The following is a 16432-nucleotide window of genomic DNA, read 5'->3' on the forward strand; positions in this document are numbered from 1 at the left end:
TTAAAAGATCTTCTTCAACAAATCACTGGCACCAGGGCCTAGTTTTTTGTCCAGCTTATTCATCAACTTCTCAATTTTATCTTTGTTTTTGTCCAGTAAGCGTTCAATCTTTGCCTTGTTTTTATCTGTCAGTAACGCCGCGACATCCAGTGTGTAAGTCGGTTTGCCAAATGTCCCGCCCAAATGGATGATAATTGGCGTATCGTGGACTTGTTCGGGTGTGCTGGCAGTAGCCGCAGCCTTGAGAAGCCTAGTCGTAATCTGGTAATCCACTAACCCGGTATTTAGATTCGCATTGCCTTTACCGGTGCTGCGTAATTTTGCTGTTTTGGCGATAAGATCATTATTTTGCAGCAACCCTTTGCTGATTGCCGCCGTACCGCTGATTTCGGAAAATGCGGTTTGGTCGTGTTGGGCATCTATCGAGAACGTCCCGCCTTGAACTAGGTTTTTGCTGTTTTCAATCATTTTTTCCAGGTTGAAGCCTTTGACATAACCGTCTTTTATTAAAAAATCTAACTGGCCTGTCAGGTTTGAGCTAAGTTCTCGTGTGTTATTGCCCAGACCGTGCAGTTGGCTTGAAGCCGTGACAATGCCGCCCATCTTCGCTTCCCCTTTGACATCCTTAAGTAAAGGTTCAAGGCGTATATTGGTGAGTTTCTCGTTTAATGTTAAAGACGATTTTTCCGCACGGGCATCAACGTTGAGATTGCCTGAATAGGTGCCCTGATAAAATTGGTTTGCCGTTTGCCCGATATTGACGATTCCATTTTTTGAGCTTAGCGTTAAGCGCATGTCTTGCAGTGTCATCCGGTTAAACGTCAAATTACCCAGCGCCAGTTTACCTTCTGCATCCAGCTTTCTAAGCCACTCCAGCGGCAGGCTGAATGTACTGGCGGCAAATGCCATACCAGGGCTTGCTATGGTCGATTTGTCTGGCGGCGCTAAATAGCGGTCAGCATCAAGCGTATCGACGGCCAAATCAAACAAAATCGTGGGTCGGGCAAAGTCTTTAACCGTCACAAAACCTTTGCCGTGGCTGCTATCCAAGGCAATATCCAGGTCGCTGAATTCTGCCCGTTCTGGCGTTGCCTGGAGACGGACAGTCATGGACAGCACCGCCAATGCCTTCGCATCGCTCATGGCGGGAATCGCAACACCCCATTGTTTCAAAGCTATGCCGGGATTAAACGGGGCAATAACGACAGAACCCTGGATGGATGGTTTGTCTAGGATATTTTCGCCACTCATATCGGCTGCGAGTTTAATATCCCCGGATTGAAGTTGCAGGCCGGATAACTGAAGTGTCTGTTGCGTAACATTTACATCTGCATTGGGTACTGTCATGGTGACGGCTAATGGTAGCCCTGAGCTTGTTTTTTTGGAGCCAACCCATTCCATATGGCTGTCGCTGAACACAAAGATGTCTAGTTTCTCATCGACGCGCAAACCGGTAACCCATTTAATGACTCCGGGAAACTTTAATTGCTTACCGGAAACGTCCATAGCCATATCGATTTTTAGTGGCTCGCCAAAAACAAATTTATCGGCATTGAAATGAATGTTCTTTAGTTCCAGACGTTCCCCTGTTTGTTGGTTGCCCCAGTTAACCCGGGCGTTTTGGATGCTGATAGCGCCGACAGTCAATGCTGCCAGCACAGACTGGGACTTGATTTGAGCATTACGATTTAGAGAGGCGGCATTAGGCGGCGACGGACGGCTCGATGCAACTAGATCAGCCCAATTACTGACACCTTGCTTATCCTTAACCAGATTTATGCTTAACCCTTCTAAAGCGATGGTATTGACCTCGATCTTCTTCGTCAGTAAGGGGAGCAACTTGACCTTGATGTTACTTTTATCGACGGTAATGAACGGCATCTCTTGGAACCCTGGCGGATTGCTGATCACCATTTTTTCAGTGCCCAAACCTATCCAGGGGAACAATGACACACTGATATCGCCCTCAAACGCGACATCGCGTCCTGTTTTTTCCTTAATGAAGGACGCCATATCGGTTTTAAAGTTATTTGGATCGATCAGTACAGGTATAGCGAAAATAGCAATGACTAAGACAAGCAGCAATACCGAGAACCCAACTAACAACAATTTGGTCATTTTTCTCACAAATCTCTTCCGATCCTGATTAGCTTCGTTGGGGTCATTATGAAATATAATGGCTGTCTATTACCAGTCATGTTGTGTGGTCAAACCTATCCGCAGGGTAATTTTTGCATCTATCGGCACGGCTAAACAGTACCTTAAATCTAATCAAAACAACATGATGGAAGGCCGCAACGACCCGCTTGCGATTGAAGGAGAATATGATAACAACCCAGTGTATAATCCAGGGAAGGCTGTAACGTTCAAGCCGTTACGGACCGCCGAACTTTAGAAAAACATAATATTTGGAGAGGAGGAAACATGTTACTTTTAGCGAAACTGGCCGCACTCGGTGTCATTATATGGTTTTACATGACGGCCAATAAAACCGGCGAACCACCGGTAAAATGGGCCATTATTGGGCTAGTCGGATATTTGATAACTTGGCTATTACTGGATAAAACTGTCGCAGGCCCTTTATCTGCAATGGTTGCCCAAAATGGGCTGGCTGATTTTCTTATTGACCAAATTCCGACATTAGGCGGCTTGGCTGCGGCTCATTTCATCCGAAAAAAATTACTGAGTAACGTCAACACTGCCAAATGAATATCAAGGCGCATTGCCCTGGCGTAATGAAGGGGCAATGCGTGATTTGATTTTTGTTAACGCTTATAGCTTATCGGCGTTTTTATCCAAATATTCAGCAACGCCCGCAGGGCTGGCATTCATGCCTGCATCGCCTTTATTCCAACCCGCTGGGCAGACTTCGCCGTTCGCTTCGAAAAATTGTAACGCGTCAATCATCCGTAACAATTCATCCATGTTACGGCCTAGCGGCAAGTCATTGACAACTTGGTGCCGCACCATGCCATTACGGTCAATCAGGAAAGTGCCCCGGTAAGCGACAGCGGGGGCGGATGCTTCAACATCGTAATCCTTACAGATAGAATGCGCCATATCGGCCGCCATGGTGTAACGGACTGGGCCGATCCCACCTTTATTGACCGGCGTATTGCGCCAGGCATTATGGGTAAAATGTGAATCTATGGAAACCGCGATCACTTCAACGCCACGGTTTTTAAACTCATCCATGCGGTGATCCAAAGCAATCAGTTCGCTAGGACATACAAAGGTAAAATCCAGCGGATAAAAGAAAACAACGGCATATTTACCATTGGTCGCCGAAGAAAAGCTGAACGAATCAACTATTTGTCCATCGCCCAATACGGCTGGAACTGTAAAATCAGGTGCTTGTTTACCAACTAGTACGCTCATTAGTGTCTCCAAAATTATCCAAAAAAGCAAAGGGTATGACTATGCCAACCGCCTCATCAGCCTGTATCTGCTCAAGCGGTGTGTTGGTCATTTTACACCAGATTGGCCAGGAATTGTTTTGGTATAAACAATTCACTTGCTTTTCTTAAAACTTTAGCGATAATTTGTAATTGTAGGCTTACACACAGCCAGCCGCCATTCTTTCCCTCAAAAAAGAATCTGGTACGGTAACATAACTTTGGCGTTACTTTTTTTAATTCTTTTCGAGAGATCAGTATGATAAAAAATAAGCACATCACTGAACCCGATGTGTTCGGTTTTCAAGTTCGAATCGTCAGGCGCGGCAAAGAAAGCAGCCGTTATTTTTCCCATAAGCTGTGGGGCAGCAAAACTAAATCGTTAAAAGCCGCCATCACTTGGCGCGACCAAATGCTGGTCGCACTTAAAGGCAGCAAAACGCGCTTTCTCAAACTGCCGAAAAATAAAACCACCACAGGTGTCACCGGTGTTTCCAGGACGATTAAATTCGATCACCGCAAAAACAAAAGCTACCTTTGCTATACCGTGTTTTGGGTGGATGACGGCAAATCCAGAAACAAGACCTTTCAGGTCGGCAACGTGGAGATTGTTACCGCCGACGATGAATTACACGCCTTCCGTACTGCCCGTTTATTTAGAAGTTGCTACGAACACGCTATAGACAATGACCTGCCTTTTCACGAGGACGTATTTGCTGGCTGGAAGAAAACCCGTGTATACGAAAAGGAAAATCTTAGGGCAGTATAAGTTCGTTAGCTAGGCTCCTAAAAGCCTCTGCGTTTGATAGATGGCTTGTTTGCCGTTTAGTGTTTAATTTTGCGCTCAACGGGATTCCGTCAGCTACTTCAGGTTTAATGCGGAGCTTTGTTTAAGCGCCTCCCAGTGTCCATTGGCTCAAAAATAATGGGCGTTGATCCAAAAATGCACGGCAATGCTAGCGATATAGCCCAACAGAATGACAGGCATCCAGCAACTTACCCCTTTCCACATTGCCTACATTCTTAAAGACATCGTAATCTTGTATTTGATTCTCGACGGGAACAAACGTCCACCCCAAGAAATTTGTAGACATATGCGATTTGGCTTTCTTGATTATTTTTAAGATCAACACAGAAATTCGGAATATAACCCCGCCAAAGATTTCGAATTGAGTGTAAAGGGCCTGATTTGCCTTGTTGGACGGGGGGGTATTTGAAAACTTACGTTTTAGGTGAATAAGACAAATCGATTTAATAAAATACAATGAGTTATGTGGGTTTAAGTCCAACCCCTATAAACAATTCAATTAACAAAGACTTGGTTGTAGAATCTTGGACCTGGAGGCATTCAATGGCGGCGGGAATACCGCTAAGTGACATTTCGCGGTTTTGTCAAAAACACCCATGATGAAAATAAATTGGCGGCTAACCCTATTACTGATCACCTTTGCCTTGTCGGGATGCCAGGTGTCGCCCCGTGAATCCGAGGTATCAGGAAAGGCACAGGGGACCACTTACCACATCAAGCTTGTATTGGACGGTGCGTCAACATCGTTGGAGGAAATTCAGGGACAAGTCACGGCGACACTAGCCGGAATCGATGCTAAATTATCGAACTACCAGGACGATTCCGAAATATCCCTTATTAACCAACAGGAGAACACCGATTGGCTCGCGGTGTCCCAAGAGATTACCGAGCTGTTGGTCATCGCCCATACGGTTTATGAACGATCAGACGGCTGCTATGACCTCACCGTAAAGCCCTTGTTTGATCTGTGGGGTTTTTCCCGTCACGAAAACCGGATTCCTGCCCAGGATGAAATCAACGCTCTCCTGCCCCATCTGGGCATGTCGCTGCTGGAGGTGGATGCGGTCAACCAGCGCATCAGGAAGAAAGACCCCAAGCTGAAAATTGATTTATCCTCCATAGCACAAGGTTACAGCGTGGGTATGGTTGCTCGCCGCCTGGAAGAGATGGGCATAAAGAGTTATATGGTGGAAATAGGCGGAGAAATGATGGTTAAGGGCCGTAAAGCCAACGGTGATGCTTGGCGAGTTGGCATTGAAACCCCCACCCCTTTTATCCGAAAGCTTCATAAGGTCATTAATGTCAAAGAACATGATAGTACGGCTATCATGACGGCCGGAACCTACAGGAATTTCTTCGAGGAGAACGGACAAGCCTATTCGCACATACTGAACCCTAAGACCGGCCGACCAGTGATCCACCATCTGCACTCGGTAACTGTGATGCACGACGATCCGACTTGGGCTGATGCCTGGGATACTGCCCTACTCTGTGTGGGTGAGCAGGAGGCGGCTCGAATTGCGGAAGCGGAGAAACTCAAAGTGTTCCTGATCTACGATGATGGCAATAAATTAAAGGAGCACATGAGTAAAGCCTTTGCGGCTTCACAGTGATATGCTGAACAACCAAGTCAGCGATACTTTTTGTACGCGTGGATTTCAAATCTCCTTATAGGCCTGATTGACATAGCTTACCCGACCTTTATTGTCAAAAAGCCCTTTCGTTACTTTGAAATGGTAATGGCCGGTGCGCCCTGCCTCGCCAGATCGGTCATGGTCATTTGAAAAATCTGGCACAGCAACCGAAAACCTTCGCGATTCCATTGATAGCCTATTTCCGGTTTAAGCGCGTAATCCCAATCGCCAAACCTTACACTAATATCGGAAGCCGCTGACTCGTCGTCACTGACCAGTAAACCCATGGTGTATGCCGGATTCTCGCTGACACTGGGAGTTTGCGGATGTTTGGCAACGGCATATTCAGGATCATCGCTGATAGACTGGCCGATAAAATTCAGCACGTTATGAAAGCTGCGTAAGCGAAAACCCCCATGTATCGGCCACTCACCGCCTGGATATCCAGACCGGATATCGACACTGACATCATTATCTGCGCCTTGATCGGCTTCTTCCTGTAAACGGATGCGTTCCTCGTTGCTCAGGCTAGCCGGATCGTAATTGGTCAAAAAGATACGCCCAATCACCCGTTTACTCAGCATAATTTGTTTACGTTCGACCTGATACTCTATCCTGTACTCTTTTTGCAACGTGGCCATTTGTTCCACCAACAAAGATTCGGCTGGCAAGACCCAATGCTGGTCAAATATCAGTGGTTCGACAAAAAGATTGTTTTTATCCTGGATCGACGACAGATGCAGCACGGCTTGCCGGAACAACTGGTAACCTTTTGCATCGCGGGGTTTATTCAGATAAACGCCACTTTGCACACCGTCGTAAAGCCGCAATTCGCTGGCAACAAGGCGCAGAATTAAGTCCACATCAGCGCCTTGCCGCAACAGCATAGTGAGCTTGTTTTCCTGAAGCGGCGTCAGCAAACGGCGGGTAAATTCCTCGCCTTCAATTGGCACGATGCTGATGGTCGGGTTCTCGGAAATCGTGCCGCCAAACGCCGGTGAAATGCATAGGTTGATGCTGATGGGAGCGGGCAATATTCAACAGGATCAGTTTGGAAAGAATGTCTGTAGTTGCCTTGTCGTATTCAATGACCGCGTGATCCAGCGCCATCGGTGTAAGACAACCTTGCAGGCCGCATAAAACCAGCATCGCCAGCCACCTTGCAGAAGCCTTCGCTAACACTACAGATTGGTAGAGATTGAAGATCATGTGGTTCCTTTGAATTTGGCGACCGTAAAGATTTCTGCATAAATGCGTAACATGGCTATTTTATCAACCCGTCTAAAAGAATTATGTTTGTCGGTAGCCATACTTTTCGTACTATTGGACTTCAACCTTCTAATAGTATCAATAATTGTAGTAATTGGCAGCGACAACTCACAACCATCCTTTTCGCTTAAAAAACCAATAAGGTGCAATCCCCGCCAAAACTATTAATACCAGTGCGCCAGGATAACCCAACTTTAGATCGAGTTCTGGCATGTGTTGGAAATTCATGCCATAAATACTGGCCACCAGGGTAGGTGGCAGAAACACCACGGCGGCAATAGAAAAAATTTTAATGATTTTGTTCTGGGCAATATTGATAAAGCCCTGAGTCGAGTCCATCAAAAAATTGATCTTATCAAACAAAAAGGTCGTGTGTGACATCAGGGTATCTACGTCGCGCATAATCTCCCGTGCTGTTTCCTGCAGGTCAGGATGATTGCGCAGGTGCCTTTGCAGAAAGGAGATGGAGCGTTGCGTATCCATCAGGCATAGCCGAATCTTGCCATTGCTGTCTTCCAGTTTGGCAAGTTGATCAATAGCGTCTTCAAGATCGGAGTCCAAGACCTCCAGTACCAAATAGCTGACATCTTCAAGCTTACGATGAATGTCCTCCAGGGCATCGGCGAGATTTTCTACTTTCTGCTCAAACATGATAACCAGCAACTCCTGAGGTGAACGAGCCTTCACCTGTCCGTGCCGGGCACGCATACGCAGTAGGCGAAAGTCGGCCAGATTACCTTCACGCAATGTTATTAGACGCTCATTTTGCAAAATAAAAGCGACGGTAACGGTATAGTGCCGTCCTTCGCTTTGCGCAAGAAACAAAGAACGTACATGAATGCCTATATTGTCAGTAAAGTAGCGCGCCGAAGACTCAATTTCTTCCACATCATCCGATTCGGGTAGTGTTGTGCGCAGAAATGCTTGCAGTTGGGAACGCTCAATGTCACTTGGATCGTGTGCATCAATCCAGGTAGCTGTAGCCACAGCTTGCTTGAGCAGGTCTTCAGGCGGCGTTTGCTCTTTAAGCATGTCATTGTCGATATTGAATAGTCTTAACATTAACGTATTTTCCTGGCTTCAGTCGGTTAATAGTTTGGGAGTAATGGAACGTTTATGCTGAGCTTTACATAAGAATCAAAAATAATGGGCGTTGATCCAAAAATGCACGGCAATGCTGGCGACATAACCCAACAGAATGACCGGCATCCAGCGCATGTGATAGCCGAAGGTATAACCTTCCTTGATCTGGCCGAGCAATCCGACTCCCGGTGCCGAACCGATCGCCAACAAACTACCGCCGACACCGAGCGTCAGTGTAAGCAGCAACCATTGGCCAGGCGGAATATCAGGATGCATACTCAGCACGGCAAACATCAGCGTACCGTTATCGATAAAGGCGGATGACAGGCCGATGATAATATTGGCAACTGTAGGATGGTTTTGCCCGTACAAAAATTGCGCGATGGCATCAAGGTAGCCGATAAAACTCAAGGCGCCGATAATCATCATGGCACCATAAAAGAACAGCAACGTATCCCATTCCACATTGGCTATATTCTTGAATATATCAAAATCTTGTTTTTCATTCCCGACGGGAACGTCCAGCTCAAAAAATTTGTACGCATACGCGAAGTGACTTTCTTGATTATTAACGGTCTTGGTCAGATAAAAGCTGAAAAACTGTAACAGCCCCAAGCCCGCCATCATTCCGGCGGCAGGCGGAAGCTTAAGATAGACATTAGCCCAAACCGTAATACTGAGCGTCACACCGAAAAGGAATAATATTCGTTTGCTGCCCCGCCGAAGTGCAATTGTCCGGCTTGATGCGGCTGGCGTTTCTTGAGAAACGAAAAAGTGCATGATGGCTGCCGGAACGAGGAAATTGACCAGGCAGGGAATAGCCAAGGCAAAAAATTCCGTGAATTCCAGAATGTTGTGTTGCCAAACAAACAGCGTCGAAATACCGCCCAACGGACTGAACGAGCCCCCGGCGTTGGTCGCTACGACAATGTTGACACAGGCTATTCCTATGAATTGCGGTTTATTTTTGCCGACCGCCGTCGCCACCGCACCCATTAACAAACCCACCGCAAGACCGCTGACTACGGTAGATAGAAAAAACGCCAGAAAACCGGTAATCCAAAAAAGCTGACGGTAGCTGAATTGCTTGTTAAGCAGCCAAATCCGCAGTCCATCGAAAATGCCGCGTTCCTCCATGGCGTTCAGATAGGTCATAGAAACTAGGATAAACAACAGCAGCTCGATATACGCGAGCAAATTACTTTCGAATGCCACCGCAGCCACTTTGGCTTGCCCGTTCAGGGCATAGTAAATACAAATCGCAAACCAGACGATAGCAGATCCTAAGACCATCGGTTTGGACTTACGCAACTCGATGACTTCTTCCGACATGGCCGCCACGTAGGCCGAGACTGTAAAAAGGATAGAAAGGTAACCGACAATATGATGGGTTAGGTCAAAGGGGACGGCTGCACCCACTCCCGGGCCTTCGCCCGCGAAAACGGTACTGGGTAACAACAATGATGCGATGATTAAGAGTATACCGTTCACGGGATTTCCCTAATAAAGACGTAGACGAAAAAACTTTCCAAGAATTATCACCGAAAGGCCGCAATATCACTACAGTTTTCGACGTGCTATCCAGCTTTAGCCCAGATGTGCGAATATGGAGTTTTAACTAATACAAATTCATCATGTTGTATAGAAAATCGAGTTGATTTTTGAAATATTGATAAGTTTTATTTGGTTAGATTGACAAACTTCAAATTAATCAGGGCATGATGGCAGGAGAAAACACTACTCTTCTACAGTGACAAACGCCACTTTAGCGATACCGGCATGTTGGACAGTGGCCATGACCTCCGCGACTTTTCTGTAAACCACGGCTTGGTCGGCGTACAAATGCAAGGCAACCTCCTTGTTTTTAGCCAGCTCATCCTTCAAGGTTGTTTCCAATAAGGTCAGGCTTTCGATGGGCTGTTTATTGAGTGTTATAAGGCCTTGCGCGTCGATGCCAAGCTGCAACGGTTGCTCGTTTACATTCGCCGTGGTCTCGGCAGTTTTCGGTAATGTCACATGCACTGATTGCGTTAGCAATGGCGCCGTCACCAATAAAATAATCACTAACACCAGCATGACATCAACGAGCGGAGTGACGTTAATCTCGCTCATTGCACTTTCGTTTTCCGATTGCGGTTTGAAAGCCATATTTACTCCTTCCTTTGGGTGTCCACACTTAAAGCAGCATACATGAAACTAACAACAAAATTTTCTAAACCAGTGCGGTGCAGTTTGACGCGGCGCAAGAAAAAGTTATACGCTAACACAGCTGGCACGGCAACTGCTATACCGATGGCAGTGGCAATAAGGGCGTCACCAATGGGGCCGGCAACCACATCCAGGCTCGACGAGCCGCTTGCAGTGATCTCGTGCATGGCGTGCATGATGCCCAAGACCGTCCCGAACAATCCGACAAAGGGCGCGGTGCTGCCAATACTTGCCAACATCGTCAGGCCGCTTTCCATCAAACGCTCCTCTTTCTGCAATTGAACAGACAAGGATTGCTCTAGCAATTCACTCGGCGTACCGTGGAATTTAAGGCTTTTGGCTGAGGACTTCCGGCTATCTGACAGCCATGCCAAACCTTGCCGGGCAATTCGCGCTTGCGGGCCTCGGAATTTTTTTGCAGGCAAAGCTTCTGCCTTAGCCAGCGAGTCGGCTTCCCAAAACGCGCTATCAAAACGCCGGTTCCAATAGCTATTTTTCGAGAACTGCCAGCATTTAAAAACGATAAGCGTCCAAGTCACCACCGAAAAAGCCAGTAAGGTGTATAAGGTTCCGTCTATAACAGTGTCGGGCGAAATATGGTAAGGCATTAAGATATCCTTCTTTGGTTGTTCAAAATAATAATTACAGCTCGGTTACGACAGTAACAGCTGTATTGATTCAAGACGTTAAAACCGACGTTAATTTGTTAGCTTAAATCTAGCCACTTTTAACCCTCTTTGTGTAACTGCTGTGCCGTTAACTATCTTTGCTTTGAATTTACATTTCTTGGTGGCATCCAATGCCACATAGTCAAAAATACCAGAGGGCTGTGCACCGACAACTTTCGCATTTGTCACTGCTCCCGTTGTGCTAACGATCACCTCGATTTTAACCCAACCTTCAATATGCCGGCTCAAGGCACGCGTAGGATATTTAGGCTTAGGGCATCCCAATTCAACAAGTCCCGAGCTGGCTGCTTTGCTACGGGCTTCGCCGTTGCCAGTTTTTGTGGCCTTATTCGCTGATGCTGATCCTGACACTGGTGTTTCCGATTTTTGGACGGCATCGGAAGGTGACGGTTGCGCTGGGATTGGTTTATCGGTTACCGGTTGTGGGCGCTCTGCTTGTTTGTGGATAACTGGCTCTTTCTTCTTGACAGGCGGTTTGACGGCCTTCTTTTTCGGCGGAACCTTTTTGGGTGGCGCAGGTGGCGCAGCTTCGGCTTTTGGGCTAGGCTCGGAAAGCAACGCCACTTCCATGACCTTCAGTGGCTCGGTCACGTTGTCCGGTTCGGTGGGCTGTAATAACCAAAGAACCACCAATAAGTGCAACAACAGCACCAAAACTGTCAATAAACCAACGATAGGGCGATGGTTTATTTCGCCAGTCAGCGCTTCAAATAAGCGTGATATTTTTTGCACTATCGTTACCTTAACGCAAATCCATCTGCACAAATTTATCCAGACTGCCGAGCATCCGCAAAATCAATGGCAAGACCTCTTGCTGGGTAACTTCAATATCCTTAAGTTGTTTTTCCAACGAACGTTTTTCTTCCGTCTGCGACTTGATCTGATCGCTAATGTGCTGATCGTAGATTTTCAAAACCTCAGCTTGCCGCGTGGCTGCGCAGAATTGTTCCAATAAATTGCCACCCTGATTACCGAATAGGCTGGCTGCTTTTGCCACAGCATTATCAACTTTAATCGCCGATGTAGGTTCATTAGAATGAACGGCCAATGAATTTAAACTAGGCAGAACCACAACCAGACATTTTTTGTGTCGGTTAAACATAGCGAACACCAGTAGTCATATTGTTGTTGAAGGCCACCCGTTGTGGCCTTGTATCAGGATTGTTTGTTGGGTCATTATTCAGGGGTTTCCGACTCACCATTATTACACTAAAGAAAAACTGGGTAAATTTAAGATTTTAGTTAACTATTCAACGAGAGAGTCAGTCCCTTCTCCCGCTGGGAGAAGGCTAGGATGAGGGGGATTTAAAAGCACAATTTTTTTTAACCCCCCTCACCCCAACCCTCTCCCGCGAGGAGAGGGAGTGTTTCCTTAACTTAACGGCATTGCTTGCAAACCCCGTCACGCTCAAGAATCTAACAACCTAAACGGTATTTTCTGACACTTTAACAATCGACCCCCTTTCTTTTGCTGTTTTCAACTGCTTGGCCTTACGCTTATGTAACCAACGGATAAGCCCACTCACATATAAAACCAGCGGTGCAAAACCCACCACACACCAGACGATACGGCCAATTAAGCCCAACGCTTCGCCACTGTGTAAAGGCCACATCACATTCAAGAAGGTTTCGCCAGCAGTAAACTGGTTTGGGTCTTGGACAGCCAATACCTTACCGTTGTATTGGTCAATCCAGGCTTTACTGCGCGGCCACTTGTGGTTGGCACCACCCGGCTGCATCATGCCGACAGCATAAACACCTGATTTGCCATCCGGCGTTTTGACTTCGCGCAATACGGAACCCGGAAAAACGCCCTCAGCAATTGCCACTGCCCGTGCGATTGAAATCGGTTGGCTATTACCCACAACAGACTTTAGTTTTGGGTCTTTTAAATGGCCTTCTTTAACAGTAGAAAAGCATCGCACCAAAGGCTCAACGTAATCATGGTAACTAAAGATAAATCCGGTAAAAGCGAGGATTAACAAGAAGGGCACTGTAAAACCCCGTCATCCTGTGCAAATCAAAATAGAACCGCTGTGGACTTTGCGCCTTTTTTGATCGTCACCGCTTTCTTGAAATTAGCCCCGCGCGGCCACCACAAATACACGCCGGTCAACGAAGATACAAACAAAAACAACCCCATAAAACAAATGGTATCAAAACCAATTTGACCAATCTTTGCACCAAGAAAACCGGTCAGAAAATCCGCATGTAGCTCGTACACGAACGTCCAAACCGTATCGCCCCAATAACTTTCCGACACTATTTTGCCCGTGTACGGATCAACCAATACCCTGAGCGGCGCGTAGAACTCATCGGCTTTTTCTTCCGGCTTTGGGTATACCGCCCACAAATAATCGCTGCCCTCGTCCGGCAACCACAACATCCAGCTTTTGGTTTTTTGCGGATGTGCAGCTTGCACGACTTGGAGAATAGCATCCAGCGAACGCGGTTGCGCCTGGTTTTCTGCCACGACATTAGGCAAACCCAGCTCTTCCAGCTCAAAAAAGAACACATTGGCCGAACCGGTCAACCCCAAAACCACAAAAACAAACCCGACTATCAGGGCAATATACAAATGTATGTTCAGCCAGAAGTTGCGTAACGATTTACGCCAATTGAGCTTTCTATAAGAATTAGTATTAACTTTCTGAAATATTGTCTTTTACACGTTAATGAAACTCCTATTTATCATCTTGGTTCTCAAGTTGAGTAGGGTTAGGTTAGTTGTGTAGGTTGGGTTAGGCGCACATGGCGAATACCTATAAGATAGCCACCGGATTGTCCGTGCACCGTAACCCAACAGTTACCGCCGACCGAAATGCCGTTTGTTGGGTTACGACGCGCCCAAGCGTCCTACAAACTTTACGGCCTATAATTTGCGCGTCTAACCCAACCTACGATGCTACATTTAATCCGCCTTTCAGTCTTTAGCGGTCATAGCTACAACCGCCAACCTAACTTTCTTTTTTATCGGGTCAGTCCAGGCAATGAAGACTTCGTTACCGATTTTTTCAATACCCAGATACTTGCTGGGCCAGCGGGCAAAACTGCCACGATAAACCGTTGTCCGGTCATGCACCTCGCCGCCAGCCGTCACTCTCGCCACCATTAATTCCTCTTCCGGGCCGGCATTGTGACGCCAGCTTACCAATGCGGATCCATCATCGAGCAGCAAGGCATTCGCATAACCGATTGCTTGGTCATCTACTTCAATAGGGGACTTGAACTTGTCACCGCCTGCCGAAAAACTAACCCGAACTCGGCCTTTTCCGTCCCCTGCGGTGAACCAGGCAACAACGGTCTGTTGTCCGGATAAATCCACGGACGGGCCATTGCTGGGGCAGCCATTGATTACCCAATGATCGTCATGCACAGGTGTTGCTTGTACTGCGCCATTTCGATTCCAGCGCACCGCGCTGATGTCCCGGACTTCTCCTTTTAAATGATCCCGATAAACAGTGACTAGCTCGCTATCCCGGACATCTGTATAAGTGCTGCAGCAAGAACAAACATCATCGTCCAGGGTAATTTCCTTGCCCGCTTGCCAGTCTTTATTCAGCACCGTCGCCATGAGTTGGTGGCGGCTGGTTTTTTTACTGGCGGATTTGGAATCATCATGGATAACATGCCTGCTATCTGTCCATACCAACGCTAAACCAGCGTCCGGCAGTGGCGCGAGCGACATCTGGGCATCGTAGATACGGGCCTGCTCGCCATAGGGTTTTATGGGCGCAGTCCAAGTTTGCCCACCATCCTTTGAATGCGCCAAATAAATATCGGCGGCATAAGGGTCTTTATCGTTTTTTACAGCTAGCATCCACGCCGCTGCCAGCGTGCCATCGCTCAAGCCTTGCACGACTGGAGGATCGGCAAGCTTGCTGTCCGTGCTGATTACGGTCTGCATTGGCAACCAAGCAGCGTTGTCGTAAACGGCAAAGCGCACGGTGTTTTTTGACCCCCTGGTTTCCACCCAGCTTAAAATCAGCTTGCCGTCCGCAGTGTGCGTCAAATGATGTTGCTGGTTAACGCCCACCGCCGGAAGCGTCAACTCCCGCACGTTAAATTTTTCTGCAACGCTGGCTGTATGGCAGTCCTGACAAAGCAGAAGACTGGCTACCGCCACGGTTTTAATTAGTGCTAGTTTCATATCTCGTCCTCTCTGGTGATTACGCATGAACTCTTGACCTCGTTTGCCATCGTTTCATGCTTAATTTTATTTGTATTGTTCCCACGCTCCGGCGTGGGAACAATACTCAAATGTAGGGTACGCACCGCGTACCATTTTCAAAACGTTCCGATTCAATAAAACCCCAAAAGGTACGCGATGCGTACCCTAGCTGGCTGCACACCAATTATTTTGCAGGCGCATTTTCCTTTTGGCCCTCAGCGTCCTTTTGAACTTCAACCGCCTTTTGCGCTTCAGCGGCCTTTTGTCTTTCCGTAGCCCTTTTCTTTCTTTCCTCAGCTTTTTTCGCTAGCGCAGCCCTTTGGTCCGCAGCACGAGTCGCAGAGATCTCCCCACTTTCATAGGTGGTTTCAGCCTGGGTTGGTGCAGGAGACAATAGCGCCAATATCACGCAAAGACATAACGGCAATGTCATTTTGTTTGATTTGATATACAACATAATCACCTCTTTATTTAATTAAAATGTATTGTTCCCACGCTCCGACGTGGGAATGAATCCCGCATCGCTCCAGCGGTGCGAGACGCAGAGCGTCTCTGGCAGCATTCCCATGCCGGAGCGTGGGAACGATACTCAAAAAGTTGGGTTGCGAAAAGCATGCAACCCAACCTACGATGCTTACTGGCTGTAGGGTACGCATCGCGTACCATTTTCAAAGCATTCCGGTTCAATCAAACCCAAAAAAGGTACGCGGTGCGTACCACATGGCTGCAGACCAATTATTTTGCAGGCGCATTTTCCTTTTGGCCCTCCGCGTCCTTTTGAGCTTCAGCGGCCTTTTGTCTTTCCGCAGCCCTTTTCTTTCTTTCCTCAGCTTTTTTCGCTAACGCAGCCCTTTGGTCCGCAGCACGAGTCGCAGCGATATCCCCACTTTCATAGGTGGCTTCAGCCTGGGTTAGTACAGGAGACAATAGCGCTAATATCACGCAAAGACATAACGGCAATGTAATTTTGTTTGATTTGATATACAACATAATCACCTCTTTATTTAATTAAAATAGTGGATGTATTGTTCCCACGCTCCGGCGTGGGAATGAATCTCGTACCGCTCCAGCTCTGCGTACCCTACCCACCTAATATTCAACCCTAATTGAACCAATCGCCGTCAACGGCGCACCGGGGGCAACGCCCAAAGCGGGAGCGACGTTAGAGTCAGGGT

19 protein-coding genes are annotated in these 16432 nt (G+C 47.3%); 4 read left to right on the forward strand and 15 right to left on the reverse strand.

Features of this window, described 5'->3' with window-relative positions; genetic code table 11:
* The gene (locus tag ACLQ6D_RS12340; protein ID WP_411727591.1) at positions 1-2118 is read right to left on the reverse strand and encodes an AsmA family protein; all 2118 of its coding nucleotides are present in this window, start codon (positions 2116-2118) and stop codon (positions 1-3) included.
* 58 nt (positions 2119-2176) lie between these two features.
* Here ACLQ6D_RS12340 and ACLQ6D_RS12345 point away from each other — a divergent pair, with 58 nt between their 5' ends.
* Together ACLQ6D_RS12345 and ACLQ6D_RS12350 are read left to right on the forward strand one after the other, a co-directional pair.
* Positions 2177-2395 carry a hypothetical protein gene (locus ACLQ6D_RS12345; protein WP_411727592.1) on the forward strand — a complete coding sequence of 73 codons (219 nt, stop codon included), beginning with the start codon at positions 2177-2179 and terminating at the stop codon, positions 2393-2395.
* 29 nt (positions 2396-2424) lie between these two features.
* Positions 2425-2709, forward strand: coding sequence for a hypothetical protein (locus ACLQ6D_RS12350; RefSeq protein WP_411727593.1), 285 nt, complete (start codon positions 2425-2427; stop codon positions 2707-2709).
* Positions 2710-2772: 63 nt separating this feature from the next.
* Here the strand turns inward: ACLQ6D_RS12350 and ACLQ6D_RS12355 are convergent, their stop codons facing one another.
* On the reverse strand, positions 2773-3378 hold the full coding sequence (locus ACLQ6D_RS12355; protein WP_411727594.1) for a peroxiredoxin: 606 nt from the start codon (positions 3376-3378) through the stop codon (positions 2773-2775).
* A 276-nt stretch (positions 3379-3654) separates the two neighbouring features.
* Here ACLQ6D_RS12355 and ACLQ6D_RS12360 point away from each other — a divergent pair, with 276 nt between their 5' ends.
* Positions 3655-4164, forward strand: coding sequence for a hypothetical protein (locus tag ACLQ6D_RS12360; protein WP_411727595.1), 510 nt, complete (start codon positions 3655-3657; stop codon positions 4162-4164).
* Between the two features lie 635 nt (positions 4165-4799).
* The gene (locus tag ACLQ6D_RS12365) at positions 4800-5816 is read left to right on the forward strand and encodes an FAD:protein FMN transferase (RefSeq protein WP_411727596.1); all 1017 of its coding nucleotides are present in this window, start codon (positions 4800-4802) and stop codon (positions 5814-5816) included.
* A gap of 110 nt (positions 5817-5926) precedes the next feature.
* Here the strand turns inward: ACLQ6D_RS12365 and ACLQ6D_RS12370 are convergent, their stop codons facing one another.
* The 13 genes from ACLQ6D_RS12370 to ACLQ6D_RS12430 all read right to left on the reverse strand — a co-directional run bounded on the left by ACLQ6D_RS12370 (position 5927) and on the right by ACLQ6D_RS12430 (position 16247).
* Positions 5927-6790, reverse strand: a complete 864-nt coding sequence (locus ACLQ6D_RS12370; protein ID WP_411727597.1) for a hypothetical protein — start codon at positions 6788-6790, stop codon at positions 5927-5929.
* The gene (locus ACLQ6D_RS12375; RefSeq protein ID WP_411727598.1) at positions 6780-7046 is read right to left on the reverse strand and encodes a hypothetical protein; all 267 of its coding nucleotides are present in this window, start codon (positions 7044-7046) and stop codon (positions 6780-6782) included. Before ACLQ6D_RS12375 ends, ACLQ6D_RS12370 begins: the two co-directional genes overlap by 11 nt.
* Positions 7047-7214: 168 nt before the next feature.
* Positions 7215-8168: a magnesium/cobalt transporter CorA gene (corA, locus tag ACLQ6D_RS12380; RefSeq protein ID WP_411727599.1), complete on the reverse strand. Its 954-nt coding sequence runs from the start codon at positions 8166-8168 to the stop codon at positions 7215-7217.
* Between the two features lie 75 nt (positions 8169-8243).
* Positions 8244-9680, reverse strand: coding sequence for a sodium:proton antiporter NhaD (nhaD, locus tag ACLQ6D_RS12385; protein ID WP_411727600.1), 1437 nt, complete (start codon positions 9678-9680; stop codon positions 8244-8246).
* Between the two features lie 246 nt (positions 9681-9926).
* Entirely contained in the window at positions 9927-10337 is a 411-nt protein-coding gene (locus ACLQ6D_RS12390) for an ExbD/TolR family protein (protein WP_411727601.1), read from the reverse strand.
* Between the two features lie 2 nt (positions 10338-10339).
* Entirely contained in the window at positions 10340-11005 is a 666-nt protein-coding gene (locus tag ACLQ6D_RS12395) for a MotA/TolQ/ExbB proton channel family protein (protein ID WP_411727602.1), read from the reverse strand.
* Between the two features lie 90 nt (positions 11006-11095).
* On the reverse strand, positions 11096-11818 hold the full coding sequence (locus tag ACLQ6D_RS12400) for a TonB family protein (protein WP_411727603.1): 723 nt from the start codon (positions 11816-11818) through the stop codon (positions 11096-11098).
* A 10-nt stretch (positions 11819-11828) separates the two neighbouring features.
* Positions 11829-12188: a DUF3450 family protein gene (locus tag ACLQ6D_RS12405; protein WP_411727604.1), complete on the reverse strand. Its 360-nt coding sequence runs from the start codon at positions 12186-12188 to the stop codon at positions 11829-11831.
* A gap of 322 nt (positions 12189-12510) precedes the next feature.
* Positions 12511-13080 (reverse strand): PepSY-associated TM helix domain-containing protein, encoded by a 570-nt coding sequence (locus ACLQ6D_RS12410; RefSeq protein ID WP_411727605.1) that lies wholly within the window; start codon positions 13078-13080, stop codon positions 12511-12513.
* A gap of 26 nt (positions 13081-13106) precedes the next feature.
* Entirely contained in the window at positions 13107-13664 is a 558-nt protein-coding gene (locus ACLQ6D_RS12415; protein WP_411727606.1) for a PepSY-associated TM helix domain-containing protein, read from the reverse strand.
* 345 nt (positions 13665-14009) lie between these two features.
* Entirely contained in the window at positions 14010-15236 is a 1227-nt protein-coding gene (locus ACLQ6D_RS12420; protein WP_411727607.1) for a sialidase family protein, read from the reverse strand.
* Positions 15237-15441: 205 nt separating this feature from the next.
* Entirely contained in the window at positions 15442-15714 is a 273-nt protein-coding gene (locus ACLQ6D_RS12425; protein WP_411727608.1) for a hypothetical protein, read from the reverse strand.
* Positions 15715-15992: 278 nt separating this feature from the next.
* Positions 15993-16247 carry a hypothetical protein gene (locus tag ACLQ6D_RS12430; protein ID WP_411727609.1) on the reverse strand — a complete coding sequence of 85 codons (255 nt, stop codon included), beginning with the start codon at positions 16245-16247 and terminating at the stop codon, positions 15993-15995.
* Positions 16248-16432: the final 185 nt, after the last annotated feature.

This window comes from Methyloglobulus sp. (genome assembly GCF_046714055.1).
GTDB lineage: Bacteria > Pseudomonadota > Gammaproteobacteria > Methylococcales > Methylomonadaceae > Methyloglobulus.

Bases quoted from the DNA above. Each gene is read 5' to 3' on its own strand.
- ACLQ6D_RS12340 (WP_411727591.1), bottom strand. From the start codon at position 2,118: ATGACCAAATTGTTGTTAGTTGGGTTCTCGGTATTGCTGCTTGTCTTA.
- ACLQ6D_RS12345 (WP_411727592.1), top strand. From the start codon at position 2,177: ATGGCTGTCTATTACCAGTCATGTTGTGTGGTCAAACCTATCCGCAGG.
- ACLQ6D_RS12350 (WP_411727593.1), top strand. From the start codon at position 2,425: ATGTTACTTTTAGCGAAACTGGCCGCACTCGGTGTCATTATATGGTTT.
- ACLQ6D_RS12355 (WP_411727594.1), bottom strand. From the start codon at position 3,378: ATGAGCGTACTAGTTGGTAAACAAGCACCTGATTTTACAGTTCCAGCC.
- ACLQ6D_RS12360 (WP_411727595.1), top strand. From the start codon at position 3,655: ATGATAAAAAATAAGCACATCACTGAACCCGATGTGTTCGGTTTTCAA.
- ACLQ6D_RS12365 (WP_411727596.1), top strand. From the start codon at position 4,800: ATGATGAAAATAAATTGGCGGCTAACCCTATTACTGATCACCTTTGCC.
- ACLQ6D_RS12375 (WP_411727598.1), bottom strand. From the start codon at position 7,046: ATGATCTTCAATCTCTACCAATCTGTAGTGTTAGCGAAGGCTTCTGCA.
- corA (WP_411727599.1), bottom strand. From the start codon at position 8,168: ATGTTAAGACTATTCAATATCGACAATGACATGCTTAAAGAGCAAACG.
- ACLQ6D_RS12390 (WP_411727601.1), bottom strand. From the start codon at position 10,337: ATGGCTTTCAAACCGCAATCGGAAAACGAAAGTGCAATGAGCGAGATT.
- ACLQ6D_RS12395 (WP_411727602.1), bottom strand. From the start codon at position 11,005: ATGCCTTACCATATTTCGCCCGACACTGTTATAGACGGAACCTTATAC.
- ACLQ6D_RS12405 (WP_411727604.1), bottom strand. From the start codon at position 12,188: ATGTTTAACCGACACAAAAAATGTCTGGTTGTGGTTCTGCCTAGTTTA.
- ACLQ6D_RS12420 (WP_411727607.1), bottom strand. From the start codon at position 15,236: ATGAAACTAGCACTAATTAAAACCGTGGCGGTAGCCAGTCTTCTGCTT.
- ACLQ6D_RS12425 (WP_411727608.1), bottom strand. From the start codon at position 15,714: ATGTTGTATATCAAATCAAACAAAATGACATTGCCGTTATGTCTTTGC.
- ACLQ6D_RS12430 (WP_411727609.1), bottom strand. From the start codon at position 16,247: ATGTTGTATATCAAATCAAACAAAATTACATTGCCGTTATGTCTTTGC.